We start from the raw sequence: 25,447 nt of genomic DNA on the forward strand, positions 1-25,447 counted from the left end.
AAGGTCAAGCCGGACAAAAAGAGGCCGACGCTTTCGCGCCGGCCGAGGGGAGAGGTCGAAAAGATCGGCGGAGAGGGTGCGCCCCTCCGCCCCGGCCCGAACTAGAAGCGGGCGGTCGCGCTGGCGTAGACCACGCGGCCTTCCACGTCGTAGGTGGCGGAGAAGGTGTTGTTGGCCGGCGCCGAGGAGCCGACGATCGGCGGGTCCTTGTCGAACAGGTTGCGCACGCCGACCGTCAGGGACAGGTCCTCGTTCACGTCATAGACGCCGGTCAGGTCGAAGTAGTTCTGGGCCTTGATCACCGGATTGGTCAGGGTCGCCTTGTCCGGAGCGGCGGCGCCCAGGCGCTTGGGCAGCAGGTGGCTGTCCACCGTCACCTCGCCGATGAAGCGGTGACGCAGGCTCAGGGTCGCCGGGCCAGAACGCCAGGTGACGCGCGAGACGCCCTTCCAGCGAGGGATCGGCTGGCCGCAGGTGGGGCCGAACGAACCCACGCAGTAGTTCTTGGCGGCCGGCAGGGCCTGGACCGGGGTGGCGGTGAACTCGTCGGTGTAGGTGAAGTTCGCACCCACATCGAAGCGGCTCTCGCCGAACGGACCCCAGTCCATGCTGAAGCGATAGCTGCCGTCGAAATCGACGCCGGAGGTCTTCAGCCCGCCGGTGTTGTTGTTGGTGGTGGTGACATAGCCCGGCGCGGCGATCTGGCCGGTCATGGGGTCACGGGTGATCGCCCGGCAGAACACGCTGCTCGCGTCCTGGACGGTGTTGTAGCAGAGGCTCAGGGTGTTGGCGATGCCGCCGCCCAGCGGGGCGATGGCCCCGTCCAGGTTGATCTTGAAGTAGTCGACGCTGAACGCGAGGCCCGACAGGAAGCGCGGCTGCAAGACCACGCCAAAGGTGGTGGTGTCGGACTCTTCCGGCCCGATGTTCGGGTTGCCGCCGGACACCTGGCTGATGAAGGTGTTGGGCTGGACCGCCAGGGTGAACACGGCTGCCGAGGGCACGCCGGTGGCCACGCAGATGGCGCGGACGGCGGCGGTCTGCTGCGCCGTCGGCTGACGGCTGGAGCAAGGATCGACCGCCGAAGGGCCGCTGGTGGTGTTGCCGCCGAACAGTTCACCCACGTTGGGTGCGCGGATCGAGTGCTGGAACTGGCCGCGCACGGTCAGGTCGGAGACCGGCGCATACTCGCCGCCCACCGAATAGGTCCACACGCCGCCGACGCCCGACAGGTCATAGTCGGAATAGCGGAAAGCGCCGTTGGCGCTGGCCCGCTTGCCCAGCGACGAGTCGGCCAGCAGCGGCACGCGCACTTCGCCGAAGATCTCCTTCACCGACTGCGAACCTTCGGTCGGCAGGGCGGCGTTGAAGCCGGACACGTCGCCGGAGGCCAGGAAGCTGTCGGCCACGAACTTGGCCGAGGCCTTGCGCCATTCCAGACCGGTGCTGAAATCGATCGGGCCGGCCCAGGTGTCGAACAGCTCGCCGGCCAGGCTGGCGGCGATCACCTGCTGTTCGGACTCGGTGTAGTTGGTCGAGGCCACGGCGATCGAATTCGCGGCCTGCGGCGACAGATTTGCGCCGAAGATATTCAGCACCGGCGCGGCGCCGCCCACCGAAAGCAGGCCGCTCTGGAAGCGGCTCAGCGACGCCGCACCACCCGACACGCTGGTGTCCGTGGTGCGGGTGTAGGTGTAGTAGGCGTCATAGGCGAGGTTGCGCAGGAAGTCCTCGGACACGCTGCCCAGGTTGCCGCGCAGACCAATCGCCCCGCGATAGGCGGAACGGTCAGCGATGTTGGTGCGGTCGCCCACGTCGGTCAGACGACGGTTGATGTTGAGCACCGCCAGGCCGTCGCCCGCGGTCGTCGTCAGCGACGACGCGCCGTTGGTCACCCGCGTCGTGCCCGTCTCGCGCAGGTCGAGCTGGCGCATCACTTCCTGAAGCTGCGGCGTCAGGTACGGGTTGTTGGTGTTGATAAGGAAGTTGCCGCCGATGCCGCTGGGCGGCAGCTGCATGGACACCTGGTTGTTGCTGAAGTTGGCCTCGGCATAGCCGGTCATGCGCTCGTTGAAGTCGTAGTGCGCCGACAGATTGGCCATCCACCGCTTCTGCGGGATGATCAGATAGGCGGCCGGACCAAGGTCGTAGTCGTCACCCGGCGTCACCGCCGGACGGGCCGCCGTGCCGGCGTCGTTGAAGGTGAAGCCCCGCGCGCCGATGCCGCCGAGACCCGCCGCGATCAGCGCCGCGTCCAGCGCCGGGTTCGAAGCCGACGACCCCACGCTCGGGATGTTGGCGAAGCGGCCGTTCGGGATCGTGCCGCTGCCGCCGAAGATCAGACCCGGACGGCCGCCGGCCGCAAGGCAGGTTTGACCACCGGGAACGGCCAAGGGAATGCCGGCTTGGGTCTTGCTGAAGCTGGCGGCGGTGACGCAGCCGTCCGCCAGGCTGGGGACAGCCCAGCCGCCGCGGTCGCCGCGGGTGTAGCCGCCTCGGTCCAGATAGTTCAGCGCCACAACCACATTGCCGCGATCATCATCGAAGTTGCTGCCGAAGGTCAGGTCAGCGGTATAGGTCGGCGTCCAGGTATGGATGTCGCCGCGCGCCTGGGCGGTCAGCTCCACGCCCTCGAAGTCGTCCTTCATGATGAAGTTGACCACGCCGGTGATGGCGTCCGAGCCATAGACGGCGGACGAGCCGCCGGTGACCGTCTCGACGCGTTTGATCAGCGCCGCCGGGATCGTGTTGATGTCCGTGGTCTGGTCCGGACCGGTGATGGTGAAACGGCGGCCGTTGACCAGCACCAGGTTCCGCTGCGCGCCGAAGCCGCGCAGGTTCAGGGTGGCGGTGCCGCCCGGGACCGTATTGGCCGTCGGGCCGTTGTTCTGGGAGCCGATGAACTGCGGAGTGTCGTTGAGAAGCGTCTCCACATTCTGGGTTCCGCTCAGGGCCAATTCTTCGGCCCCCACCACGTTGACGGGCGTCGGCGCCTGGAAGCCGCGCGCCGCGAGGCGCGAGCCCGTGACGATCACTTCGGTGACGGTTTCAGCTTCCGGCGATGCGGTCTGCGCTTGTGCCAGCGCTGGCGCCAGAAAAGCTGCGGCGAGCGCGACAGCCGTGTCGCAGCCCATGAAGGTACGACGCCCCCTGCGGATCATAGTCTCGTCTCCTGCCTAATGTTACCGCTATCATTTGCGGCTATTGAGAGAACGCTAGTTCGAAATTTCAACATATGCAATAGGCCCTCAAACATTGACACCACGACATTCTTGGTGCGCCGTTCGTCGAAAGCGGGTCGTCAGGCTGCAGGGAGAATGAACTTTGAAGGCGGATCCTCGACAAGCATCCGGGCTGTCTCGCCGCGCTCTCATGACCGCGACGGGCGCCCTGCTGACCCTTCCGAGCCTGGCGCGGGCCGCCGCCGACCCATGGACGAAAGCTGAGCAAATTCAACGCGCCGCCAAGCCGCCGGTCTTTCCGCCGCGCCGTTTCAGCATCGTTGAATCCGGCGCCATGGAAGGCGACGTCGACGCCACCAGCGCCGCCTTCGCCCGCGCCATTGACGACTGCGCGAAGGCCGGCGGCGGGCGTGTCGTGGTCCCCGCCGGGACCTGGCCCACCGGCGCCATCCGCCTGCGCAGCCGTGTCGAACTGCACCTGGAAAAGGGTGCGCTGGTGGTCTTCAGCACCGATCCCGCCCGCTACCCGATGGTCGCGACTCGGTGGGAGGGGGTGGAGCTGATGAGCTACTCGCCTCTTGTCTTCGCTGACGGCGAACGCGATGTGGCCATTACCGGACAGGGCGTTCTGGACGGTCAGGGTGCGGCCTGGTGGTCGTGGAGCAGCGGCCAGCGCTTCGGCTGGAAACCCGGTCTGCCCAGCCAGCGGGAAGCCCGCGCCAGGCTCTTCAAGATGGCCGAGGACGGCGTGCCGGTCGCCCAGCGCGTCTTCGGCGAAGGCTCCTACCTGCGGCCCATGATGGTGCAGTTCCAGAACTGCACCAACGTGCTGGTCGAGGGTGTGACCCTCAAGGACTCGCCGTGCTGGACGCTGCATCCCGTGCTCTGCCGCAACGTGATCGTCAGCAACATCACCGCCATAGGCCATGGCCCGAACACCGACGGCTGTAATCCGGAATCGGTGGACGGCATGCTGATCGAGGGCTGCACCTTCGACAGCGGCGACGACTGCATCGCCATCAAGTCCGGCCGCAACGCCGACGGCCGGCGCCTCGCGGTCCCCAGCCGCAATATCCTGATCCAGGACTGCGTGATGAAGGATGGTCACGGCGGGGTCGTGATCGGCAGCGAGATCTCCGGCGGCGCGCACGACATCTTCGCCCGCCGCTGCCGCATGGACAGCGCCGATCTCTGGTACGCCCTGCGGTTCAAGAATAACGCCATGCGCGGCGGCGTCATCGAGAGCATCTTTTTCCGCGACATCGAGGTGGGCCAGGTTTCACGCGCCGCGGTGATCTGCGATTTCAACTACGAGGAAGGCGCCAAGGGCGGTTTCAAACCGGTGTTGCGCGGCGTGCGGATCGAGCGAATGCACAGCCGCGCGGCCGGTCAGGTCCTGGACCTGCAGGGCCTGCCCGGCGCGCCGGTGTCCGACATCCTGCTGCGCGACTGCCAATTCGACGACGTCACGCGGCCGAGCGTCATCGCCCATACACAGGGGCTTTCCCTGGAGAACGTCCGGGTCAACGGCCAGCCGGTCTCCGCCCTCTAAGGCAGCGGACGGAGCCCCTCGGAGCGGACCACCCAGCCTTCGCGCGGGAAGCCCGGCGCGTGGCCGCTCGACCCGTCCCAGCCGCCCGCCATCATGCCGACCGCCAGCAGCAGCGAACCGTTGGACGGGAAATAGGTCTCCGCCGCCCGGCGATAGCCCGGCCCGTCGGAGCCCCCTTCGCCCGTGTATTGCGAGGGCGTCAGGAACTGCTCCAGGTGGACGCGCGGGGTCATGCCGCTGACGCCCCACTGGTTGTTCTTTTGTGGTTTGAACAACCAGTCCAAAGCCGCTTCGGGTTCGCCGAGCCGCGCCGCGGTCATGGCGACCATGGGATAGTCCCAGCCCCAGGTCTGGCGCAGGTCCCAATCGCGCTCCACAGCTCGCAAGGTCGCACGCATCGTCTCGCGATCCACGCGCTCAGAGCCGATGAGGCCATAGGACATCAGGAACGACGGATGGTCACGATTGGGGCAATCCTCGAGCGCATTCCCTCGGCATCTTTCGGAGGCCGACTTCACCCACAGGTCCCGGTCGTTCTCGACCGCCAGATAGAGCCCATCACGGCGGGCCATGGGAGCCAGCTTGGCGATCACCTTGTCCCAGTCGGCGTCTCGCGCCAGCCCCCGGCGCACCCGCCAGGACTGGGCGGTGATGAGCCCCTGGCGGAAGTATTCCAGCTCAAAGGCCGGGTTCAGGGTGACCATGGGATCATGGTTCTCCTGCACCGGGATGATCGGCGGTCCCAGCACGAAGCGATCACCCGCCTCGTCCCACAACGGCCAGGTCGCCAATAGACGAGCGCTCTCCTCCACCAAGGCTCCATAGTGGTCCAGGGTCGCGCGGTCGGGATGGGCGCGGAAGGCCAACTCGGCCATCAGGATCGGGTGGGGCTGCTGCCACATGATGAAGGGCGAGATGGAGCTTGGGCTGTTGCGCCCCTCCGGCCCTGACATCTTCGGCCACCAGGCGCCGGAGACCTTGCGCTTACGCGCCTCGGCACGGGCGGCGGGCAGATGCGACACGTACCAGGCGAGGCTGCGCTCCAACCTGTCGGGGCGGCCCCAGGTCGCGAAATGGGCGGCGTGCCAGGGGTGCATCTCCAAATGGAACTTGCCGTTCCAGCTGTTGGAGAACAGCCCCTCCTCCTGCGGGGGAACCTGCCCCGAGCCGTTCACCGCCATCAGGTACTGCGACAGCACCACGCGGCGCTCCAGCTCGACGGCGCGCGGGTCAGTGCTGCCGGAGAAGTCGATGACGCCGCCCTTGGTCCAGTAATCGCGCCAGCGGGAGTCGGCGACGGCGGTGGCCTGTTCGAAGCTTATCGGAGGCGCGGCTCCGCCGTTTCGGTCGAAATCGATGGCGGCCTCAAGGCTGTCGCCTGCCGAGGTGATCTCGAAAGCATGGGCGCCGGATTGCGTGATCGCCGCGCCGGCCGCCTGTATGGTGGAGCCGTAGGTCGTCCCGTCCAGACGTCGGCTCAACACGACCCGACCGGACGATGATGCGACCTCTACCGTGCGATGTTCGTCAGGATGCGCCCAGTCGCTGGGGTCGGGATTGAGCTTAGCGGAAACGCCCGGATAGCGGACGATGATCCCCAGCCTCCCGGCCTTCACCAGCGGTGAACGGACAGCGACCAGGATCGTGTCCCGACCACCGGCGACGCGGGTCTCCACCACCACCGGCTCGCCGTCATAACTGAAGCGGCTGGTCAGGACGCCGGTCCACAGGTCGAGCGTCTGGCGGGTGTCGGACAGGTCTGAGAAATTGGCGGCCTGCCCCGTCTTGTCCTTGATCGTCAGGGCCACCCGGCCGAGGGAGAAGCGATGCGGGTTCTCCCGCAGCCAGGCGTCGGCAGGATTGGAATTGGCTTCCAGCCCCTGGTTCATCCAGGCGAAGGGCAACCTCCCCCGCCCCGGCACATCCACCGTCCGCAGGCTGGACGCCTCGGTGTAGCCCTTGGGATTGGGAAAGCTGTGCCAGGCCCACTGGGCCATGGTCAGCAACGGCGCGAGGTCCGAATACTGCTCAGGAAAAGTCTGGAGCCCGGTGATGTCGGCGGTGAAGCCCAGGTCGCCATTGCCGATCATCAAAGGCGCGTGGGGATCCACCTTGCTCAGGGACACGTTGTGGCGCGAGACCAGCGCCTGGCGATCTATCGGCTGCGCCGTGGCGGCGGACGCCGCCATAAGGACGACAGCCGCCAGCAGGCGCGCGATCACGGCGTCACCTTTGAAACCTTGACCCAGTCGAAGTCGGCCACGCCCTGCTTGGCCTGAGCCGGATCGCCGTAGGTGAACAAGGCCGGCCGCGCCCCCTTCCACCAGCTGAAACGCAGCGGCGCCGGACCGCCGAAGTCGGTGAAGGTCTTGCCGCCGTCGAGGCTGTAGCTGTAGCGCGCCTTCTGGTCAGAGACCGCCACGCGCAGATCGAGGAAGCGTCCCTTCAGGACAGGTCCGACGGTCTCCGCGCCCATGGCGGAATAGACCAGATGGCGGCCGCCGGACTTCTGGACGACGCCGATCCAGCTGATCCCCTGGCCGAACATGGCAAGGCCCGCACGCTGCCCCTCCACAAGACCACCCACATCAAGCCGCGTGGTGATGACCGAGGACTCGCTCTGCAGGACCTGGGTCAGAGTGTTGCGGGCGCTGACCAGATTGATCGCCGGACTGGCGGTGAGGCGCATGAAGCCCGGACGCTGGGTCAGGCTCCATCGGCGGTCATCCGGATTGTGGTTCCACTCCCACTGCACACCCAGCTTGGCGCTGTCGAAGGTGTCTGAAGTCTGCGGATGGACCGGTGGGAAACGCCCGCCCACATCGGGCATGGGATGCTCGGCGACCGGCTGGCCGCCGACAGCGTCGGGGCCCGCGCCAGGAATCGGCTCGCCCATGAACGGCCAGTCGTCCTTCCACGTCACCGGCTGCAGGTGGACGATCCGCCCATAGGCGCCCGCGCTGTTGAAGTGAATGAACCACCCCTGCCCCGACGGGGTCTCAACCCAACCGCCCTGGTGCGGCCCCTTCCACGGGGTTCTGCCGGGAACCAGCACCTCGCGGTGCTCATAAGGGCCCCAGATGTTCCGGGAGCGCAGGACCGCCTGCGGGCCGGTCTCCACCCCACCGATGGGTGCGAAGATGTAGTACCAGCCGTTGCGCTTGTAGAGCTTCGGCCCCTCCAGGATTGGCAGAGCCTTGGGATCCTCGGCGATCACCTTGGCCTCGCCAAAGACGCTCTTGCCGTCCGGCGCCATGCGGTGAAGGACAAGGGGACCCGCGCCCACCTTGCCGTGGACGAGATAGGCCTGACCGTCGTCGTCCCAGAAGGGACAGGGGTCCTCCAGACCAGGCCCGGGCACGACCACTGTCGGCGGACTCCACGGTCCTTCCGCGCGCTCGGCAGTGGACATGAAGACCCCCTCGTAGGGCGTCGCGAAATAGACGTAGAACAGCCCGTTGTGATGCCGGATCGACGGCGCCCAGACCCCGCCGGCGTAGCGCTGTCCCGAGGTCCGCTGCGGCGGCGGCATGCGCGCGCCGGTGTCGTCAGTGGGAACCGGCCCCGGCAGGTCATACTCCGGCGCGAAGGGCAGCTTGGGAAGGACGTGGCCGACGATCGTCCAGTGAACGAGGTCCTTCGACTTAAGGATCGGAACGCCCGGCGAGAAATGGAAGCTGGACGCAACCATGTAGTAGTCGTCGCCCACCCGGATCACGTCGGGATCGGAATAGTCCGCCGGCAGGATGGGGTTGCGATAGGTGGCCGGCGGTTGCGTCGCGGCGATGGCAGGCGCGCCGACCGCCAGGGCGGTCAAGGCCGCGCCGAACACCATCGCGGGGCGGATCATGGAAGCGAACATGAGATGACCTACCAGTTGCGGGTCTGCGTGCCGTCGAACTGCTGATCCTTCAACCAACGACTGCCGAAGCTGCGGAAGGCGGTGACATCTTCGAGGTGGAAACTCGGGCCCTTGGGAAGGCGCAGGCGGAAGAGATCGACCTCCTGCACGTCCTTCATCCAGAAGGCCGGGCGCGCGTCGGGCTTGTCGACCACCACCTCCACATTGCTCATCTCGATATTGCGGGCGTGGCGGATGAAGAAGCCGGTGGCCGGCAGATCGCCGAACATGTCCGGGTCGGGATAGGCCTTGTCCGCCTCCGGCGGCTGGCGCTTGGCGAGCTCCGCCGAGCCGCCGCCGAGCTGGTGGAAGTAGACGTCCGAAATCTTGACGTCCTCCACCGGGTGGCCGGCGACGCCGACGATGAGCGAGGGCTGTGGCGTGGCCGCGTAGCTGACGATGTTCTGGATGACGATGCGGCGCAGCTTGCCCACCGGCACGCCGTCCGGTCCGCGCATCCGGCTGCCCAGACGCAGGAACAGCGGCGGGAAGCCGATGCCGCGCATGGTGATGTTGGAGATGGCGATGTCCTCGGTGAGGCCGCCGTCCATGGTCTCCAGCGCGATGCCGTAGCAGTGGTCGAACACGCAGTTGGTGATGGCGATGTTCTTGAAGCCGCCGTTCGACTCAGTGCCCAGCTTGATGCGGCCGTAGCCGTGGTGGCCCGGCGGCATGGTCCTCCAGGTCCCGTCGATCACCGACCCGATCTCGTAGTTTCCGGTCAGGTAGCAGTCGGAGATCGTCACGTTCTCGGTCGGGCGCGCATACCCCAACGCAAACGAGCTCTTGGGGCAGATGCCGTCGTCGAAGGGTGAGTTGATCGTGCAGTTGGTCACCCGCACGTTGCGGCAGCAATCGATGTCGAGACCGTCGCGGTTGGTGTCGATGACCAGATTGTCGATGGTCATATTATCGACGCCGGTGGCGAGCAGGGCGAACCAGCCGGCCTGCAGCATCTTGAAGTCGCGCAGCAGGACGTTGCGGCAGTTCTTCAGGGCGATGGCCTTATCGCCGACGCCGGGGCCCGATATGTCCGGCGCATCGCCGGGGAAACGGTGGCCGCGCGTCAGACCGCGCCCCCAGATCAGACCCGTGCCGATGATCGAGACGTCGTGCAGACCCTCGCCGAAGAACAGGCTGTTGGACCAGTGGCTGTGCCCATAGTCTTGATAGGCGTTGCCGGCGCCGGGCCCGGGATCATCATAGCCGTTGGGCGCCACGCCATTGGGCGTCGCCGCCAGGATCACCGCGCCCTCGCCGAGGTGCAGGGTGATGTTGCTCTTCAGGCGCACCGTGTAGCAGGCGTAGGTCCCGGGCGGAAAATGGATCATCCCGCCGCCCCGCGCGGCGACGTGGTCGATGGCCTTGTTGATGGCGGGGGAGTCGATCGTCGCTCCGTCGCCGACCGCACCGAAGTCGCGGACGTTGAAGACCTGGGGCGTCGGTTGAACCGCTCCGCCCCCCGAAGCGGCCTGGCCCAAGGACGGCGCCAGCGCGGCCGATCCCATGACGCCGCCGAGCATCAGCCCGCGTCGATCCATTCTCATGACGTCCTCCCAAGCCCCGTTTTCGGGTTTTGCGGCATGCAAGCAGCCGCCTCAGGTCCAGTCAATGAAACTTGGTACCGGTATCATTAAAAATTGCGATCACATTCCACATGTTGAGAATGTGACGTCCGAATTCCTCAGAAGGCGTAGACCACGCTCATGCGGGTGGTCGTGTCGGTTTTCTCTAGCGGGATCGGGGGACTGGTCTCGTGCTTGACCAGGACGGAGGCCTGGGTCGACAGGCCGCCTATCAGCTTGAAGGTCAGGGCCGTGGTCGAGGCGAGCGTGCTGTTCTCATCCTGGAGATAGGTGGTCGTCTCGTTGGTCAGGCTTACGCCGTCGCGGGGACGCCAAGCCGCCTTCACGGCCGCCCGCCAGGCCAGGGTCTCTTCTTCGGAGCCGTCCACGAACCAGGTTTGCCGCCAGCCGGGACCGCCTTCGAGGTCGAGATCGATGTCAGGACGATCAATGGCCGACACGCCAACACCCAGCGCCTCGCTGAAACGACGGTCGAAGCCGCCGATCCGGTCCTGCTCCCAACTGGCCACCGCCAGGGCGTAGGCGCGCTCGCCGATGCGGCGGTTGACCTGATGGCTGACCAGATAGCGCTCGCGAGAGACGAGGCCGTTCTCCTTGGAATAGTCGCCGGAGGCCTTGAACTCGTGACGCCAAAGCGCGCTCTGACGCGCCAGTGAGAGACCCAGCGTTGCGCCGACACTGTCGTTGTTGCCGGTGGTCAGCGACCCGCCCGCGCGCGCCTCGCCCTTCCAGACCGCCGACGGCTTCGGCGCGGGCGGCTCGGGCAGAACGACCGCCGCGACGGGTGGCGGCGGGGGCGGCTCCGGCGCCTGCGGAACAAGCTCGGCGGCCAAACGATCGACATCGGCCGCCTGTTCGGGATGGGTCCTGCGGGCAAGGCCCACTGTGGTTTCGAGCACGCGCGGATCGCCGCTCTGGGCGGCGGCCCGGATCATCTTCTCCAGGGCCTCGGGCAGGGGTTCGGCATTGGCCGCTGTCCCCAGCAACAAGGTGGTCAGGATGATCCCCGTCTTGCGCATGCCATTCTCCCGGCCGTTGTCCCAGCCCCTGCCTGCCCTGCGAACGGGGCAGGAAGACGGCGAACGGCGGTTTGCTGCGCTCCCCCATACCGGCGCCGTAGTTCTACCAAATAGCGCCGGCCGCGCCGTCGTGGTCCAAGGAGCATGTCCTCAAGGAAGCCGAGGGAACAAGGAACCCCGCCATGCAGACCGCCGCCCAAGTCCAAGTGATCGCTGCCGATGACCAAGCCTGGAGCCCGCGTCGTTCGGCCCTGTTCATCCTGTTCGGTTCGGCCGTTCTTTGGGCCCCGGTCTACCTGGCCGTCCGCATCCTTCTGGGCTGATCACGACGCCCAGATCGGCCCCGTCTCCCCTGGGCCGGACGGGCGCGCGCCGTCAGCGCCGATCGCCCGCGAACGCTGCTTCGGCGAAAGCCGGCTAAGAACGCTCTCATCATCCCAGACCTGGCGGCGGCCTTCGTGCCAACGCCAGGCGCTCGCCAGGATGGACCGCAGATCATGCTGCGGCGACCAGCCCAACTCCTTAAGCGCCTTGCGATTGTCGCCGACAAGAACCGGCGGGTCGCCTTCCCGTCTCGGCGCCATGACGGTTGGGATTTCGCGGCCGCTGACCGCGGCCACCCCGTCGACAAGCTGCCGGACACTCGTGCCCTGTCCCGTGCCGAGGTTGTAGGCGCACGCCTCGGCGCCGCCCAGCAGCCGCTTGAGCGCCAGGACATGGGCCTCGGCCAGATCCAGCACATGGACATAGTCCCGGATCGCGGTGCCGTCGGGCGTATCGTAATCGTCGCCGAAGATGGTGAAGTGCGGCCGCAGCTTCTGCGCCACCTCGATGGCGATGGGGATAGCGTGGGTCTCGGGCTCGTGCCACTCGCCGATGCGGCCCTGCGGATCGGCGCCGGCGGCGTTGAAATAGCGCAGGCAGGCCGCATGGAATTGCAGGTAGCGGGCGTAGTCCCATAGAGCCTGCTCGATCATCAGCTTGGTGCGCCCATAGGGGCTGAGCGGGTCCTGCGGATGGTCCTCGCACATGGGCATCGAACGCGGCGTGCCGAAGGTGGCGCAGGTGGACGAGAACACCATGTTGCGCACGCCCGCCCGGCGGGCCGCTTCGATCAGGGTGATCGCCCCGCCCACATTGTTGTCGAAGAAGCGGCCCGGATCACGCGTGGACTCGCCCACCTCGATCAGAGCCGCGAAGTGCATGACCGCCACGGGCCGGTAACGGGCGAAGACCTCGTCGAGACGGGTCAGGTCGCGGATGTCGCCGATCTCCAGCGGTCCCCATTGGACGAACTGCCGATGCCCGTTGGAGAGGTTGTCGTAGACCACCGGCCTGAAACCCGCCTGCGTCAGGCGTAGACAGGTGTGGGAGCCGACATAGCCGGCGCCCCCGGTGACAAGGACCGTTTGCATCGCCCCTCCTTCACGCCGCAGATCGCGTTCAAGCCGAAGCGCACGTCAGAACGGTTCGTTCCGCACCGCAGCAATTAGGGCGCAACAAAGGCAGGCCAAGCTTTGCGGGCGCCTTCAGACGTAGCTGAGCGCGCTCAAAACCTGGGCTTCGGTGACGCCTACGACCCGGATCAGGGCACCCTCGGCGAACCCAACATAGACGTCGCCATCCAACACCTGGATAGCTGAGTAGCGGGCGTAGTCGTGGATCTCGATCCGCTCGCCGGGCTCGAGGTCCATGATCGTATCGAAGCCATAGCCGGCCTTGAACACGAAGACGTCCTTGCCCGCGCCGCCAACGAGGATGTCGTTCCCGGCCCCACCGTCGAGGCGGTCATTGCCGCCACGCCCCTCCAGACGGTCGTCGCCATCCATGCCCATCAGCAAATTGGCGCCGCTGTTGCCGATCATGAAGTTCGCAAGAGCGTTGCCGGTCGCGGAAAGATCGGCGCCGCTGCGCAGGTTGATCTGCTCGATGTTGTCGCTCAGCGTCCAGCTGACATAGGCGTTGACCAAGTCGTAGCCGCCGTCCTGCGCCTCGATGATGATCTGGTCCGGATTGGTGACGTCGTAGATGTCGTCGCCTGCCCCGCCGATGATGGCGTTCCGCTCGGCCCATTCGGCGCGCGCCGACAAGCTGCTCTGCAAGGTCTCATCGGTCAACGCGTAAGCGCGGATGTAGTCGATCTTCATCTCCGCCGGCAGGGCGCCGGCGTCCACCGCGCCAGCCCATCCGCCGAGCGCCAGGTTGGCGATCAGATACATGGGCTTGTTCATGTCGGCCGGGGTGTGGCTGCGGAAGACCTCCACATTGTCCACGTACCAGATGATCTCGAACGGCGTCCAAAGCGCGCCGTAGGTGTGCATGCCGTCGGGCGTGGCCGGGGTGTAGTTGGACTGTCCGCTTTGCGTATGTCCGCCCACGCTGGAGTGCGCCGTCGTATAGGTGCGCGTGTCGTCGCCGAGCACCTCCATGATGTCGAGCTCGGGGGGCCAGGAGCCGTCAGCCGGCAGCATCCAGAAGGCAGGCCAGGCGCCGGCCGCCTTGGGCAGGTCGGCGCGCATCTCGAAATAGCCGTAGGTCTGGCTGAAGCCGCCCTTGGTCGTGATCAGACCCGACGTGTAGCCATAGCCGAAGATTTCCGGGTTGTCGGACGGACGGGCCCAGATCGACAGCGTGCCGTCGGCGTTGCTGACAAACGGGGTCTCGGCGAAATCCCCGGCGTGGCCGCGGAAATAGGGCGAGGTGTAGATCTGCTTCTCGTTGTTGCCGGTCAGGCTGTAGCTGGTGATGTCGTTGGCGGCCTTCTGATAGTCGGCCCGCCAGGTCCCGCCCGGCGCGAAGGTCTTGTGATAGATCGACAGGGGGCCGTTGAATTCGTCACCGAAGGTCTGGATCGACTTGTGGGTCGGATCGAGCTCCAGCTGGAAGTTGGCCTGGGTCAGGCTCGCTGCAATTACATTGCGCAGGATGAGCGCCTCGCCGTCGCCCAGGTCGATCCAGGTGTCCGCGCCCTGCTGAGACAGACGAGTCTGGACCTGGGTGAAGTCCCATAGCCCCGCCTTCAGCCGCACCTTGTCTTCGGCGATGTTGAAGTCGCCGATGACGTCGCTGCCCTCGCCCTTGTGGACGATGAAGACGTCCTTGCCGGCGCCGCCGAGCAGGTAGTCAAGGCCGCCGCCGCCGTAGAGCTGCTGGCCCCCTTCGCCGCCCTGGACGACGTTGTCGAACATGTCGCCGGCGGCGAACAGCTTGTCGCCTATGACCTTGATGTTCTCGATGCCGGTGTAGTCGAGCAGGCTGGCGCTCTTCCAGGCGACGAGCGTGTCGATCCCCTCACCCGGAAGCTCGACGATCTTCAGCGCGGCTCCTTGCAGGTAGTAGGTGTCGTCGCCGGCGCCGCCGATCAGGGTGTCGCCATTCCCTCCCCACAAGCCTTCGGCGCGAATGCCTCCGATGAGCGTCTCGACGCCATTCGACCCGTAGAGGTTGATTTGCGCGACAGCGCTGAGCGGCGCGAGTGCGCCGCCGAATTTGGCGTAGGCCACGGCAAAGACTTTCAAGGCTCGATTAAAAGCGACGCGCCGAGCCCCCTCGCCGCGTGTAACCCTTATACTACAAAGGATCTTAAGCGACTGTGATCATCCGCGCGGCGTGCGGTCGCAGGGATCACGACATCTGTCATCGCCAAGCTTCACTCACACCGAACACTGTTGTTCGATGCGGAAACATCAGTTGATCGGCGCCGCAACATCTAAGGTGGAGCTAGTCGCCCATGGCCGCGTTCATACCCCGCCGGTTGACGCACGGACGCTGTCTTGGTTGCCTGTCGCGGGGCGAGCGGAACGAGATTTCATGACGACGCGCCACATCCCCAATCCACAGAGGGCTGACGATCGGGAGCCGCGTTTGCGCGCGCGGGACCTCCGCGCCATCGCGTTTCTTCTGCTCAGCACCTTGGCCGTTCTGGCCGCTTCCTGGTCGGTGATGAGCAATCTGGCGGCGGCCCTCGTGGTCACCGCCGCCTATGCTGTTTGGCTGGCCACGCGCCCGCGCATGCTTCGCGTCGCCCGTCGCCTGCGCGGCGAGCGGGTCGAACACATCAGCTACTACTCCAACTGACCCGAGGCGGAGCCGCGCGCCCTCAGGATGGTCGGCGCTCCAAGACCCAGCCGCACAGCGGTCAGCACACCCGTAGCATAGGCCCCAGTGTCGAGACCGATCCGGCTGTCGCAGACGGTCGGCTCAGCATCGACCCAGCTGTGGCCGTGGACGATGACCTTTTCGAACGGCCCCTTGGCGTCGATGAAGGGCTTTCTGATCCACAACAGATCCTGGCTGTCCTGCAAGGCGAGCGGCACGCCCGGCCGCACCCCGGCATGGACGAAGTAGTGGTCCCCCAGCTCCAGGGCTAGCGGCAGGGATTCCAGAAAGCGCAAATGAGCCGCTGGCATCAGACCCAGCAGAGCATCCCGCGCCTGACGATAGGCGGCGGCGTCCGCTTGGGGCGCGGGCGGCTCAAGGCCGTAGGAGACCATCGTCTGGGACCCGCCATAAGCGACCCAGATAGCGCCCCGCACAGGATCATCGATGAAATCCAGCAGGGCTTGCTCGTGATTGCCTCGCAAGGCGTTCAGTTGCACGTCCGTCCGGCGCTGAAGCTGAACCAGCGCCTCCAGCACGGCGGCGGATTGCGGCCCACGGTCGATGTAGTCGCCGCAGAAGACGAGAACCGGCCGCTGGGATGAGCCGCTCTGCCGATGGTCGGCGACGATGGCCTCAAGCAGCAGCTTGAGCAGGTCGTAACGCCCGTGGATGTCACCGACGGCGTAGACCAGCTCTCCGTTCACGCCGGGCCACGGGGAGGTTTCACACCCCAGCTCGGCCGACGACTTTGCCTTAAGTCCCCTCATGACTGGGCGTAACGGTGGGTCGCACGGTCGTCCCGTGCGATGTTGGTGGCCCGGGCGAGATCTCCACTTAGAGCCAGATAACCGCTGACCAGCCGCTCCGGCCGGTCAGGCGCCTCACGCCTCAGGTCGTCCCACCGCTCGCGCGTCGCCACCAGCGTCGCGCGCGGCACGCCCGCCTTGGAGGCGCGGGCATAGGCCTTGCGCAGCCCCCGATCCGCCGCCATGACGTCGGCGTGAGAGCAGGACTGTCCGTCAGCTCGGCCTGGGCATCCCTTGGCGCGCGGCTCCACGCGCTGCACGACCGGCTTGACCGACGGACGCGCCGCGGGCTTCGCCGCCTTGGCGACGCGGACCTCGGCCGGAGTTTCCAGCTCTTCGACGACAAGCTCGGCTGGCGTTGGCGCCGCGTGAACCGTCCGCCGCAGCGCCGACACCACCGGGCGCACATTCCCGGTGGCCGTGGGCGTGACGGCGAGGACAGCTTGATCCGCCTCAGCCGGCGAGGTCGACGTAACCGAAGCCTTCGGCGCCAGATAGATTCCCGCGGAGACCCCGACCAGCATCGCCGCCGCCAATCCGCCGACCTTCGACAGACGCGGCGTCCGCGACACGACGGACGGCGTCATGGGGACTTCGCGTGACCGGACAGGCTCTGGCGCCGACACGCCCAATCCTTCCGGTCCGAACACCTGGGCCAGATCTTCGGCCACCCGGTCGGCCAACCAGGAGCCGGAGGGGACGCGGAACAGATCTGAGGGCGACAGCTTGGCCATGGATAGGAAGGCTCCTGACGGACGCCGGGCTAATGCCTCGACGTGGACTTCGATCCTCGAGCGACAAGGATTGTGGCGAGGCGCACTGACCCGATCATGGCGGCGTCAGCACGGCGAATGGACTGGAGCAGGCGTCCCGAACGCCCGTGAAGACGATCTCGGCGGCGGGGACGCCCCCCTCCTCCAGATAGTTGGTGGTCATCATGAAGGTGGTGAGCAGACCTCGTTCGATCTCCTCGTGGCGCTTGCCGGGGCCTGGCGCCTTGGCAAGCGCGGCGACGCCGCCAGGGATCGCCTCCGCCAGACGCAGAAGCGCGCCCTTCCATCCGTTCGGCAGCGGCTCGCGGCGTTCGAAGACGTAGATGACCGCATCCAGATGCGTGTCCGCCATGCGGAACGGTCCGACCACCCGGTGCAGGATGGCGCGCGCCACATCGCCGGAGCGGACCGAGGCGACGACGGCTGAGACACCCAGCCCCACGACAGCCACGCCGCCCACGGCGCCGACCACCAGACCGCGACGGGAGAGTTCGCTCTTCATGCTCGGCTCCGAGAGGCAAGCCGGTCGGCCGCCCGCATGGACAGGGCCGCCACGGTCAAGCTGGGATTGGCGCAGGAGCAGGTGGTGAAGGTCGATGATCCGACCACGACCAGGTTGCGATAGCGATGATGGATCATGTCGGCGTCGATCACCGACGAAGCCGGGTCGGCGCCCATGCGCAATGTTCCCTGCAGATGAGATTCCGTGGGCCGCTCGCGGCGAAACTGGATGTCCTCCACCGGCAGCGGCTCCAGCAACTTGGGAAGCTTGGCCAAGGCCTCCGACTGCCCCTTCTTCGTGTAGCTGGAGGGACCGCCGTAGTGGACCCGGGCGACGCCGTCTTCGTCGATCTCCACCCGATCGTCGTCGTTCACCAGTTCTTCGGTGACGATCATCATCGGCAGGATCTGGCGGTGACGGCCACGCTCGGCGCGCAGACCATGGGTCCAGCGGTTCTCGAAGTAGACCAGGGCCGCGCCGTAGTCGGAACGGAACGCCCCGTCATAGAGACCGAAGTTGAGCCCCGTGGTGATGGTGCTGCCGTCGAAGTTGTCCATGCCATCCAGCATGGCCTCCACATAGGTTCCGTAGCTTTCGTGCAACCCCCGTCCCACCAGCGGACCGTCCATGGCCGATCGCTTGAGGATGGCGGGGCTCTGGATCGCATTGGCGCCCAGCACGAAGAGGTCGCCCGTCACGGCGACATCCTTCCCATCGAGGTCGAACACCGCGCTCGAAACCGACGAGGCGTCGGCCTCCAAGGTCCGCACCTGCGCGCCGAGCACCAAGGTCACGCGCGGATCATCGAAGATGTCCGTCATGCCGTTGTTGATGGTGAACTTGGCGTCGGCCGGGCAGAGCTGGCAACGCAGAGAGGCGCAGCAGGCGCCCCGCCCGTTGGCCGCCACGCGGGCCCGCGCCGTGGGCATGATGAAATGCTCGCTCGGGCGGGCGGCCTTCATGGCGCGATCCGGCGTCGTCGGATGATGCGCCGGCTGGGGAAAAGGCGTGGAGCGCGGCATGACCGCCGCCATGTCCGGATCGCCGGACACGGACATGATCGACTCGGCCTGGCCGTAGTAAGGCTCGAGATCGTCATAGGAGATCGGCCAGTCGGCGCCGACGCCGTAGAGGCTCTTCAGACGGAAGTCGCTGGGGTGGAAACGCGGCGTTTGAGCGAACCAGCAGTTGGTCCCACCCCCAAAACCGATCGTATAGTTCCAAGGCTTCGGATTTTGGGACCGATAGGTGTCCTGATGGGGGAGCGCTGAGTTCGCCTCGTTCTCCATCTGCCACTGGTGATCGTGGCGCTGCCCCCATTCAAGAACGAGAATTCGCCCCCCGTTTTCACGCAACAGGCGATGCAGGAAGAAGGCCGAGCCAAAGCCCGTGCCGACGATCACCACATCGAAGTGCTCGCCTGCGAGACGCGCGGGATCGGTCTCCAAGGCCATGCTTCCCCCCGGGGGTTAAGACTTGGCCGACAACGCAGACGCGCCGGAGGGGTTGCCGCCCAAATTAAGGCGGCGGCCGAAAATTCGTAGGAGATCAAAAAACGGGCAAGCGCTGATCAGGGGCTCTGCCGAAACGGTGACGAAAGTATGCAAGCCAGACGGGCCCGGTCTTTCGGGCCAGGCTCCGTCCGGCCCATTGGGCGCTCGTCTCCTGCACAGCCCGGCGCAGCCGAGCTAGCTGCCCAACGCGACCAAGCAGGATCGGTTCCTCGCCACCAACCCCTTATACGGCAAGGGGTTGAACGCGTTGGACATGCTAGTTGAGGGAGAACCAGATCGCGACGCCGGCGCCGATCAAGGCGCCCCACAGGATCGCGATGCTGGCGACGATGAACAAAAACGTCTGACGTTTGGACCACTTGCCCTCACGCCGCATGCGGCGGCGGCGTTGCGCACTGACGGCGGCGGCCGACCCGCCGGCGGAAGCGGCGGTGGTGGCGTCGGAGCTGGCGCCGGGGCGGCTGATCATCCTGGTGCGGAGCCTGTCCTTGTCGGCGGTCGTGGCGACCGTCCGGTTTCCATCCCTGCCTGAACTATAGCTCTACGCCCAAGCCGCGCAACGCCGGCCGGCTCCCGCTGCGCGCGACATATGCGCCCCACCCACCAAGCCAAGCTTCCCGCGCTCAAACGGGGTTGGAAAGAAATTCGCCTGTGTCGGGAACGCGACTCCGAATCTCGCGTTGAGCGATTTGCGGAAATCACCACATCCCCTGGAAGGCGGCCAGCGGCCGCGCGATTTCGCACGTCTAATATTCAAAACATCATTATACCGTAATGGCGAAGCTTAACTGTTCGCCACGAAAGCAACATACGTTGCTGATCAAAATTTCATCTATTGTGCATTGCAACAGCAATCGTAACGTGATGCCCCTATTGCGCCCCATTTCTATGGCGAACGTCCCACTCATCTGATTTACCAGCCTCACGAAGCTAGGAGATCGCTGATGCGCCCCATCGAAAGCGCTGCGAGCCTGTCCGGACGCGTCGATCAACTCGGCGGCGGCTCACGCCTTCGCCGCACCCGTTCGTGGAGTCGGAACCTCGATCCGGCCGAGGAGGCCCTGATCCGGGGTCTCGATGTTCTGATCGCCCTGGCCGCGTTGGTGGCCATCGCGCCGCTGATGTTGATCATCGCCGGCCTCATCAAGGCGCAGGACGGCGGCCCCGCCATGTTCGCCCATGGCCGCATCGGGCGCGGGGGACGCACCTTCCCGTGTCTGAAGTTCCGCAGCATGGTCATCGACGCCGAGGCGCGCCTGCAGGCGCTGCTCGCCCAGGACGAGGCCGCTCGCCGCGAGTGGGAGGCCGACCACAAGCTGCGCAACGACCCGCGCATCACCCGACTCGGTCTGTTCCTTCGCAAATCGAGCCTCGACGAACTGCCCCAGCTTCTGAATGTGCTGCGCGGCGAGATGAGCATCGTCGGTCCGCGCCCCATCGTGCAGGGCGAGGTGTCTCGCTATGGCCGCTGGTATGGCCACTACTGCGCGGTTCGCCCCGGCATCACCGGCCTTTGGCAGGTCAGCGGCCGCAACGACGTCACCTACCGTCGGCGCGTGGCCTGCGATGTGATGTACGCCCGCCGCAAGAGCCTGTCGGTCAACGCGCGGATCATCGCCGGAACGATCCCGGCGGTGCTGCGCGCCGACGGCTCCTATTGAGGCGCGCGCGATGTTTGGCGAGCGCTTCAGCCTTTTCGTTGTCCACGCCCAAGGGTGGCGTTGGAGCCTGGTCGGTCAGGACGGCGTGACCGCCGCTGGCGGAGAAGCCGGCGATCTGGACACCGCCCTTGAAGAGGCGCGCGCCAGCGCCGCCGCCTTCTCCCGTTCCTCGTCGATGACCGTCTCGTCCGGTCCGAACGCTTCCTGAAGGAGACGCCATGCGCATCGCTGTCATCGGTTCCGGCTATGTGGGCCTCGTATCCGGGGCCTGCTTCGCGGACTTCGGCCATGAAGTCACGTGCGTGGACAAGGACCCCGGCAAGATTGCGCGGCTGCTGGCCGGGGACATGCCGATCTTCGAGCCCGGCCTGGATGAAATGGTCGCCCGCAATGTCCGTGAGGCGCGCCTGCGCTTCACCACCGACTTGGCGGAAGGCATGGCCGGCGCCGAAGCGGTGTTCATCGCCGTGGGCACTCCGTCCCGCCGCGGCGACGGCCATGCGGATCTTTCCTATGTTCACGCGGCGGCCGAAGAGATCGCCAGCCTGATCGACGGCTTCACCGTGGTGGTCACCAAGTCCACCGTGCCGGTGGGGACCGGCGACGCCATCGAATCCATCATCCGCGCCCTGCGCCCGGAGGCGGAATTCGCGGTGGCCTCGAACCCGGAGTTCCTGCGCGAAGGCGCCGCCATCGAGGACTTCAAGCGCCCCGACCGCGTGATCGTCGGCACAGAGGATGAGCGCGCCCGGCAGGTGATGCGCGAGCTTTATCGCCCGCTCTTCCTGAACGAGACGCCGGTGCTGTTCACCGACCGGCGCACCAGCGAACTGACCAAGTACGCGGCCAACGCCTTCCTGGCGATGAAGATCACCTTCATCAACGAGATGGCGGACCTCTGCGAGAAGGTTGGCGCCGACGTGCAGCAGGTGGCCCGCGGCGTCGGCATGGACAAGCGGATCGGGTCGAAGTTCCTGAACGCCGGCCCCGGCTATGGCGGCTCCTGCTTCCCGAAAGACACCCTGGCCCTGGCGCGCACCGCCGCCCATGTGGGCGCCCAGCTTCGACTGGTTGAGACCACGGTTGCGGTGAACGACGCCCGCAAGGCCGCCATGGCGGATCGGGTCGCCGCCGCGCTCGGCGGATCGGTGGAGGGCAAGACGGTCGCCCTGCTCGGCTTGGCCTTCAAACCCAACACCGACGACATGCGCGACGCGCCCGCGCTCGATCTTGCTCCGGCCTTGCAGGCCATGGGCGCCAAGGTAGTGGCCCACGATCCGGAGAGCATGATCCAGGCCGAGCCGCTGTTGCCCGGCGTCGAGATGCGCGCCGGCCCTTATGAAGCGCTGGAGGGCGCTGACGCAGCGGTGATCCTTACCGAATGGGACCGCTTTCGCGCGCTCGATCTTGGCCGCGTCCGGCGGACCCTGGCGCAGCCAGTCATCGTCGACCTGCGCAACATCTACCGCCCCGAAGATATGGCCGCCGAGGGCTTCACCTATGTGAGCATCGGCCGGGGCATCGCGCCGCTGGAGGGGCGCGAGCCTCTTTCCGCGCAGGAAAGCGTCGATGAAGAGGCCTGAGCAAACCGGCTCCGTCGGCGTGGTCATCGCGGCCTATCGGGCGGCGGACACCATCGGCGCGGCCGTCGCCTCGGCGCTGGCCGAACCGGAAGTGGGACAGGTGGTCGTGGTGGATGACGCCTCGGGCGACGACACCCCTGCCGCCGCCCTGGCCGCCGACGACGGCAGCGGCCGCCTGACCGTGCTGCGGCAGGCGGTCAATCAAGGGCCAGCCTGCGCCCGCAACCGCGCCCTGGCGGTCTTGACCACGCCCTGGGTCTGCGTGCTCGATTCCGACGACTATTTCCTGCCCGGCCGCACCGCGCGCCTGCTGGCGCTGACCGAGGGCCAGGACCTGGTCGCCGACGCTCTGATCAAGGTTACGTCCGGCGCCGCGCCGCCCGCGCTTTCGACGACCACTCAGGCGGAGCAGATCAACCTCGAAGCCTTCGTGCGCGGCAATGTCAGCCGGCAAGGCCGTGACCGCCAGGAACTGGGCTTCATCAAGCCGTTGATGCGCATGGCCTTCCTGCGCCGGCACGCGCTCACCTATGACGACAGTCTGCGGCTGGGCGAAGACTACGCCTTCTATGCGGCCGCCCTGGCGCACGGCGCGCAGCTGCTGCTGACCGGACCGCAAGGCTATGTGGCGGTCACCCGACCCGACAGTCTCAGCGGCCGTCATTCGGAAGAAGACCTGCGGCGGCTGCGCGACTGCGATCGCGACATCGCCGCCGTCCGCCCCTTGAGCCGCGCCGAAAGCGCCGCCTTGGACGCCCACGCCGTCAGCGTCGATCAGCGTCTGCAATGGCGCCTGCTGATCAACGCCGTGAAGGCCCGCGATCCGGCGGCCATGGCGGCGACCGTCACCTCCTGGCCGGTGGCGCGATTCCTCGCCGCCCGCCTTATCGAACAGCTTTGGCTGCGCACTCTTGGCCGCGTGAAACGCGCGCCGGAGCCCGCCGCCCTCCCCCTACGTCCCGAGCCCAAGGCGAGGTCTTAGAACTCCATGCAGACGCTCCACGGCGCCGCGCCGCCCCACGCCCAGAACACGCCAGACACCGCAGCCGGCAACCGCTTGCGGCGGCGTCCGCGACCGGCCTCCCGCCCGCAATCGCTGTCGGAAGCGATCGACCTACGCGGCCTGATGCTGGTCTTCCGGCGTCACATCCGCCTGTTCTGCGCCCTGGCCCTGACGGTGTTCGCCCTCGCCGCGTTGGTCACCTTCACGGCCGAACGCAAATACACCGCGATCTCGCAACTCATGTTCGAGCCGGGCACGGAGCGTGTGGTCCGATCCGAGTCCGTGGTCCCGTCCATGCCCGCCGAAGAGGCGGCCGTGGACACCCAGGTGGAGGTTCTGCAGTCGCGTGAGATGGCTATGCGCGTGGTCCAGGCGCTGAAGCTTGAACAGGACCCGCGGTTCAACACCCGCCTGCAGGAACGCTCCTTCCTGCGCAAGATCACCGACAGCATCTCCGGCCGTCCCTACACGCCCGCTCCGCCGCTCAGCACGCCGCAGGGCCTGCGCCAGGGTCGTGACGCCGCGGCCGGCACGGTGCAGCGTTCAGCGAAGATTCGCCGATCCGGCATGACCTATGTGGTCGATGTGGCGGTGACCACCGTCGATCCGCAGATGTCGGCGCGCATCGCCAACGCCTACGCCAACCAATACGTGGCCAGCCAAGTGGAGCGCCGCGTGGCCGCAACCAGCAGCGCCAATCAATGGCTGGTCCGCCGCCTGGCCCAGCTCGAACCCGAGCTGGCGGCCAAGGAGGCCGCCGTGGCCGCCTATCGCCAGAGCAACGGCCTGCTCAGCGCCTCCGGCGCGACGATCGCCGAGCAGGAGATCTCCACCTACAACCAGCAACTGGCCACGGCTCGCGCCGAGCAAGCGACCGAGGAGGCGCGTCTGCGCACCGCCCGTGACCAGCTGGCCCGCGGCTCGCTGGGCGACGATGTGGGCGAGGCGCTCGACTCCCCGGTCATTCAGGGCCTTCGCGGGCAACGCGCCTCGGTCAGCTCGAAGGTCGCCGACCTTCGCCAGCGTTACGGCGACCGTCACCCGCAACTGATCCGCGCCAAGGAGGAGCTGGCCGACATCGACGCCCAGATCCAGGCCGAGATCAAACGCGTCATGTCCAACCTGGAAGCCAAGGTTCAGGTGGCGCGCGGCCGCACCCAGTCGGTGGCCTCGACCCTGGGCGGCGCCCGGGGAACCCTGGCCAGCAACAACGCCGCCGCGGTGGATCTGAACCGGCTGGAGCGCGACGCCCAGGTGGCCCGCGCCGATTACGAGAGCCTGCTGGCCCGTTATCGCGAGACCTCCAGCCAGACCGGCATCCTCGGCGCCAACGCCGCCGTGGCCTCCAGCGCCAAGGCGCCCATCCGGCCCAGCAACCCCAACGTCCCGCTCAACCTGACCCTCGGCCTCGCCCTGGCCTTCGCGGTCGGCGCGGCTGGCGTGGCGGTGGCCGGCGGCATGGACGAAGGGTTGACTACAGCGGATGACGTGGAGGCCAAGCTCGGCGTCGCCGCTCTCGGCTCCATCCCGCTGCTGAGCAGCATCGCCCAGCGGCGGGACCGCAATCTCACGCCGGGCCAGCACCTGCTGGCGCGGCCGCTGTCGGCCTTCGCAGAGAGCTTCCGGGCCCTGCGAACCTCCCTGCTCTACGGACGGTTGGACAACACGGTCAAAACCCTGGCGGTCACCTCGGCCCTGCCGGGCGAGGGCAAGACCACCACCAGCCTGTGCCTGGCGCGCTCCGCCGCCCAGGCTGGGCTATCGGTTGTGGTGGTCGACTGCGACCTTCGCCGCCGCAGCCTGAACCGCGCGCTAAGCCTGTCGCCCAAGGTCGGCCTGGTGGAAGTGCTGAACGGCCGCGCCACGCTCGACGAGGCTCTGGTGGAGGACGAAGGCGGCACTCTGGTCCTGCCCATCGCCGGCGTCGACGGCGCCCAGGACATCTTCGCGGGCCAAGCCCTGACCGCCCTGCTCAAGGACCTGGAGGCGCGCTTTGATCTGGTGGTGCTCGACACGCCGCCGGTCCTGGCGGTGGCGGACACGCGCCTGCTGGCCATGAAGGCCGACGCGGTGCTGTTCCTGGCCCAATGGCGGCGCACCTCCAGCCGGGCGGTGGAATCCGCCATCGGCATCCTGGAACAGTCGGGAGCCGTGATCGGCGGCGTCGCCCTCAACCAGGTCGATCTGAACGAGCAGTCCCGATACGGCTATGGCGACCCCGGGTACTATTACCCGCAGGTGCGCAAGTACTACGCCGGCTAGGG

At 66.9% G+C, this 25,447-nt stretch carries 20 protein-coding genes; 8 read left to right on the plus strand and 12 right to left on the minus strand.

Annotation, left to right across the window (positions count from 1 at the left end):
* Positions 1-101 precede the first annotated feature (101 nt).
* Complete coding sequence (locus P7B02_RS01915) at positions 102-3,161, minus strand: TonB-dependent receptor domain-containing protein (protein WP_277784608.1); 3,060 nt, start codon at positions 3,159-3,161, stop codon at positions 102-104.
* A gap of 211 nt (positions 3,162-3,372) precedes the next feature.
* On the opposite strand from P7B02_RS01915, the gene P7B02_RS01920 reads away from it, so the two are divergent.
* Positions 3,373-4,734, plus strand: coding sequence for a glycoside hydrolase family 28 protein (locus tag P7B02_RS01920; RefSeq protein ID WP_277784609.1), 1,362 nt, complete (start codon positions 3,373-3,375; stop codon positions 4,732-4,734).
* Here P7B02_RS01920 and P7B02_RS01925 read toward each other — a convergent pair.
* The 4 genes from P7B02_RS01925 to P7B02_RS01940 form a co-directional block, all read right to left on the minus strand.
* The gene (locus P7B02_RS01925) at positions 4,731-6,956 is read right to left on the minus strand and encodes a hypothetical protein (protein WP_277784610.1); all 2,226 of its coding nucleotides are present in this window, start codon (positions 6,954-6,956) and stop codon (positions 4,731-4,733) included. The genes P7B02_RS01920 and P7B02_RS01925 overlap by 4 nt on opposite strands.
* A complete protein-coding gene (locus P7B02_RS01930; RefSeq protein WP_277784611.1) occupies positions 6,953-8,596 on the minus strand; it encodes a glycoside hydrolase family 43 protein in 1,644 nt (547 codons plus the stop codon). The genes P7B02_RS01925 and P7B02_RS01930 overlap by 4 nt, the downstream gene beginning before the upstream one ends.
* An 8-nt stretch (positions 8,597-8,604) precedes the next feature.
* Positions 8,605-10,182 (minus strand): rhamnogalacturonidase, encoded by a 1,578-nt coding sequence (locus P7B02_RS01935; protein ID WP_277784612.1) that lies wholly within the window; start codon positions 10,180-10,182, stop codon positions 8,605-8,607.
* Positions 10,183-10,319: 137 nt separating this feature from the next.
* The gene (locus P7B02_RS01940; protein ID WP_277784613.1) at positions 10,320-11,240 is read right to left on the minus strand and encodes a DUF481 domain-containing protein; all 921 of its coding nucleotides are present in this window, start codon (positions 11,238-11,240) and stop codon (positions 10,320-10,322) included.
* A 182-nt stretch (positions 11,241-11,422) separates the two neighbouring features.
* Between P7B02_RS01940 and P7B02_RS01945 the strand changes: the two genes are divergently transcribed.
* On the plus strand, positions 11,423-11,563 hold the full coding sequence (locus P7B02_RS01945) for a hypothetical protein (RefSeq protein WP_277784614.1): 141 nt from the start codon (positions 11,423-11,425) through the stop codon (positions 11,561-11,563).
* Here the strand turns inward: P7B02_RS01945 and galE are convergent, their stop codons facing one another.
* Positions 11,564-12,655 (minus strand): UDP-glucose 4-epimerase GalE, encoded by a 1,092-nt coding sequence (gene galE, locus P7B02_RS01950; RefSeq protein ID WP_277784615.1) that lies wholly within the window; start codon positions 12,653-12,655, stop codon positions 11,564-11,566.
* Between the two features lie 114 nt (positions 12,656-12,769).
* Complete coding sequence (locus tag P7B02_RS01955) at positions 12,770-14,743, minus strand: family 16 glycosylhydrolase (RefSeq protein WP_277784616.1); 1,974 nt, start codon at positions 14,741-14,743, stop codon at positions 12,770-12,772.
* 307 nt (positions 14,744-15,050) lie between these two features.
* Between P7B02_RS01955 and P7B02_RS01960 the strand changes: the two genes are divergently transcribed.
* Positions 15,051-15,317 (plus strand): hypothetical protein, encoded by a 267-nt coding sequence (locus P7B02_RS01960; RefSeq protein WP_277784617.1) that lies wholly within the window; start codon positions 15,051-15,053, stop codon positions 15,315-15,317.
* Here P7B02_RS01960 and P7B02_RS01965 read toward each other — a convergent pair.
* The 5 genes from P7B02_RS01965 to P7B02_RS01985 form a co-directional block, all read right to left on the minus strand.
* Positions 15,305-16,045 carry a metallophosphoesterase family protein gene (locus tag P7B02_RS01965; protein WP_277784618.1) on the minus strand — a complete coding sequence of 247 codons (741 nt, stop codon included), beginning with the start codon at positions 16,043-16,045 and terminating at the stop codon, positions 15,305-15,307. The genes P7B02_RS01960 and P7B02_RS01965 overlap by 13 nt on opposite strands.
* 59 nt (positions 16,046-16,104) lie before the next feature.
* On the minus strand, positions 16,105-16,881 hold the full coding sequence (locus P7B02_RS01970; protein WP_277784619.1) for a hypothetical protein: 777 nt from the start codon (positions 16,879-16,881) through the stop codon (positions 16,105-16,107).
* Positions 16,882-16,975: 94 nt separating this feature from the next.
* Complete coding sequence (locus tag P7B02_RS01975) at positions 16,976-17,422, minus strand: hypothetical protein (protein ID WP_277784620.1); 447 nt, start codon at positions 17,420-17,422, stop codon at positions 16,976-16,978.
* Positions 17,419-18,876: a GMC oxidoreductase gene (locus P7B02_RS01980; RefSeq protein ID WP_277784621.1), complete on the minus strand. Its 1,458-nt coding sequence runs from the start codon at positions 18,874-18,876 to the stop codon at positions 17,419-17,421. Before P7B02_RS01980 ends, P7B02_RS01975 begins: the two co-directional genes overlap by 4 nt.
* A 316-nt stretch (positions 18,877-19,192) precedes the next feature.
* Positions 19,193-19,405, minus strand: a complete 213-nt coding sequence (locus tag P7B02_RS01985) for a hypothetical protein (protein ID WP_277784622.1) — start codon at positions 19,403-19,405, stop codon at positions 19,193-19,195.
* Positions 19,406-19,880: 475 nt separating this feature from the next.
* On the opposite strand from P7B02_RS01985, the gene P7B02_RS01990 reads away from it, so the two are divergent.
* From P7B02_RS01990 to P7B02_RS02010, 5 genes are read left to right on the plus strand one after another with little or no spacing between them, the layout of a single operon-like run.
* On the plus strand, positions 19,881-20,597 hold the full coding sequence (locus P7B02_RS01990; protein ID WP_277784623.1) for a sugar transferase: 717 nt from the start codon (positions 19,881-19,883) through the stop codon (positions 20,595-20,597).
* Positions 20,598-20,607: 10 nt separating this feature from the next.
* Positions 20,608-20,805, plus strand: coding sequence for a hypothetical protein (locus P7B02_RS01995; RefSeq protein ID WP_277784624.1), 198 nt, complete (start codon positions 20,608-20,610; stop codon positions 20,803-20,805).
* Between the two features lie 10 nt (positions 20,806-20,815).
* Positions 20,816-22,180 carry a UDP-glucose dehydrogenase family protein gene (locus tag P7B02_RS02000; protein ID WP_277784625.1) on the plus strand — a complete coding sequence of 455 codons (1,365 nt, stop codon included), beginning with the start codon at positions 20,816-20,818 and terminating at the stop codon, positions 22,178-22,180.
* Complete coding sequence (locus tag P7B02_RS02005; RefSeq protein WP_277784626.1) at positions 22,167-23,162, plus strand: glycosyltransferase family 2 protein; 996 nt, start codon at positions 22,167-22,169, stop codon at positions 23,160-23,162. The genes P7B02_RS02000 and P7B02_RS02005 overlap by 14 nt, the downstream gene beginning before the upstream one ends.
* Before the next feature lie 6 nt (positions 23,163-23,168).
* Positions 23,169-25,445 (plus strand): GumC family protein, encoded by a 2,277-nt coding sequence (locus P7B02_RS02010; protein ID WP_277784627.1) that lies wholly within the window; start codon positions 23,169-23,171, stop codon positions 25,443-25,445.
* Positions 25,446-25,447 lie beyond the last annotated feature (2 nt).

Source organism: Caulobacter segnis (genome assembly GCF_029543125.1).
Classification (GTDB): Bacteria; Pseudomonadota; Alphaproteobacteria; order Caulobacterales; family Caulobacteraceae; genus Caulobacter; species Caulobacter segnis_D.

Bases quoted from the DNA above. Each gene is read 5' to 3' on its own strand.
- P7B02_RS01915 (WP_277784608.1), bottom strand. From the start codon at position 3,161: ATGATCCGCAGGGGGCGTCGTACCTTCATGGGCTGCGACACGGCTGTC.
- P7B02_RS01920 (WP_277784609.1), top strand. From the start codon at position 3,373: ATGACCGCGACGGGCGCCCTGCTGACCCTTCCGAGCCTGGCGCGGGCC.
- P7B02_RS01930 (WP_277784611.1), bottom strand. From the start codon at position 8,596: ATGTTCGCTTCCATGATCCGCCCCGCGATGGTGTTCGGCGCGGCCTTG.
- P7B02_RS01935 (WP_277784612.1), bottom strand. From the start codon at position 10,182: ATGAGAATGGATCGACGCGGGCTGATGCTCGGCGGCGTCATGGGATCG.
- P7B02_RS01940 (WP_277784613.1), bottom strand. From the start codon at position 11,240: ATGCGCAAGACGGGGATCATCCTGACCACCTTGTTGCTGGGGACAGCG.
- P7B02_RS01945 (WP_277784614.1), top strand. From the start codon at position 11,423: ATGCAGACCGCCGCCCAAGTCCAAGTGATCGCTGCCGATGACCAAGCC.
- galE (WP_277784615.1), bottom strand. From the start codon at position 12,655: ATGCAAACGGTCCTTGTCACCGGGGGCGCCGGCTATGTCGGCTCCCAC.
- P7B02_RS01960 (WP_277784617.1), top strand. From the start codon at position 15,051: ATGACGACGCGCCACATCCCCAATCCACAGAGGGCTGACGATCGGGAG.
- P7B02_RS01970 (WP_277784619.1), bottom strand. From the start codon at position 16,881: ATGGCCAAGCTGTCGCCCTCAGATCTGTTCCGCGTCCCCTCCGGCTCC.
- P7B02_RS01975 (WP_277784620.1), bottom strand. From the start codon at position 17,422: ATGAAGAGCGAACTCTCCCGTCGCGGTCTGGTGGTCGGCGCCGTGGGC.
- P7B02_RS01980 (WP_277784621.1), bottom strand. From the start codon at position 18,876: ATGGCCTTGGAGACCGATCCCGCGCGTCTCGCAGGCGAGCACTTCGAT.
- P7B02_RS01985 (WP_277784622.1), bottom strand. From the start codon at position 19,405: ATGATCAGCCGCCCCGGCGCCAGCTCCGACGCCACCACCGCCGCTTCC.
- P7B02_RS01990 (WP_277784623.1), top strand. From the start codon at position 19,881: ATGCGCCCCATCGAAAGCGCTGCGAGCCTGTCCGGACGCGTCGATCAA.
- P7B02_RS01995 (WP_277784624.1), top strand. From the start codon at position 20,608: ATGTTTGGCGAGCGCTTCAGCCTTTTCGTTGTCCACGCCCAAGGGTGG.
- P7B02_RS02000 (WP_277784625.1), top strand. From the start codon at position 20,816: ATGCGCATCGCTGTCATCGGTTCCGGCTATGTGGGCCTCGTATCCGGG.
- P7B02_RS02005 (WP_277784626.1), top strand. From the start codon at position 22,167: ATGAAGAGGCCTGAGCAAACCGGCTCCGTCGGCGTGGTCATCGCGGCC.
- P7B02_RS02010 (WP_277784627.1), top strand. From the start codon at position 23,169: ATGCAGACGCTCCACGGCGCCGCGCCGCCCCACGCCCAGAACACGCCA.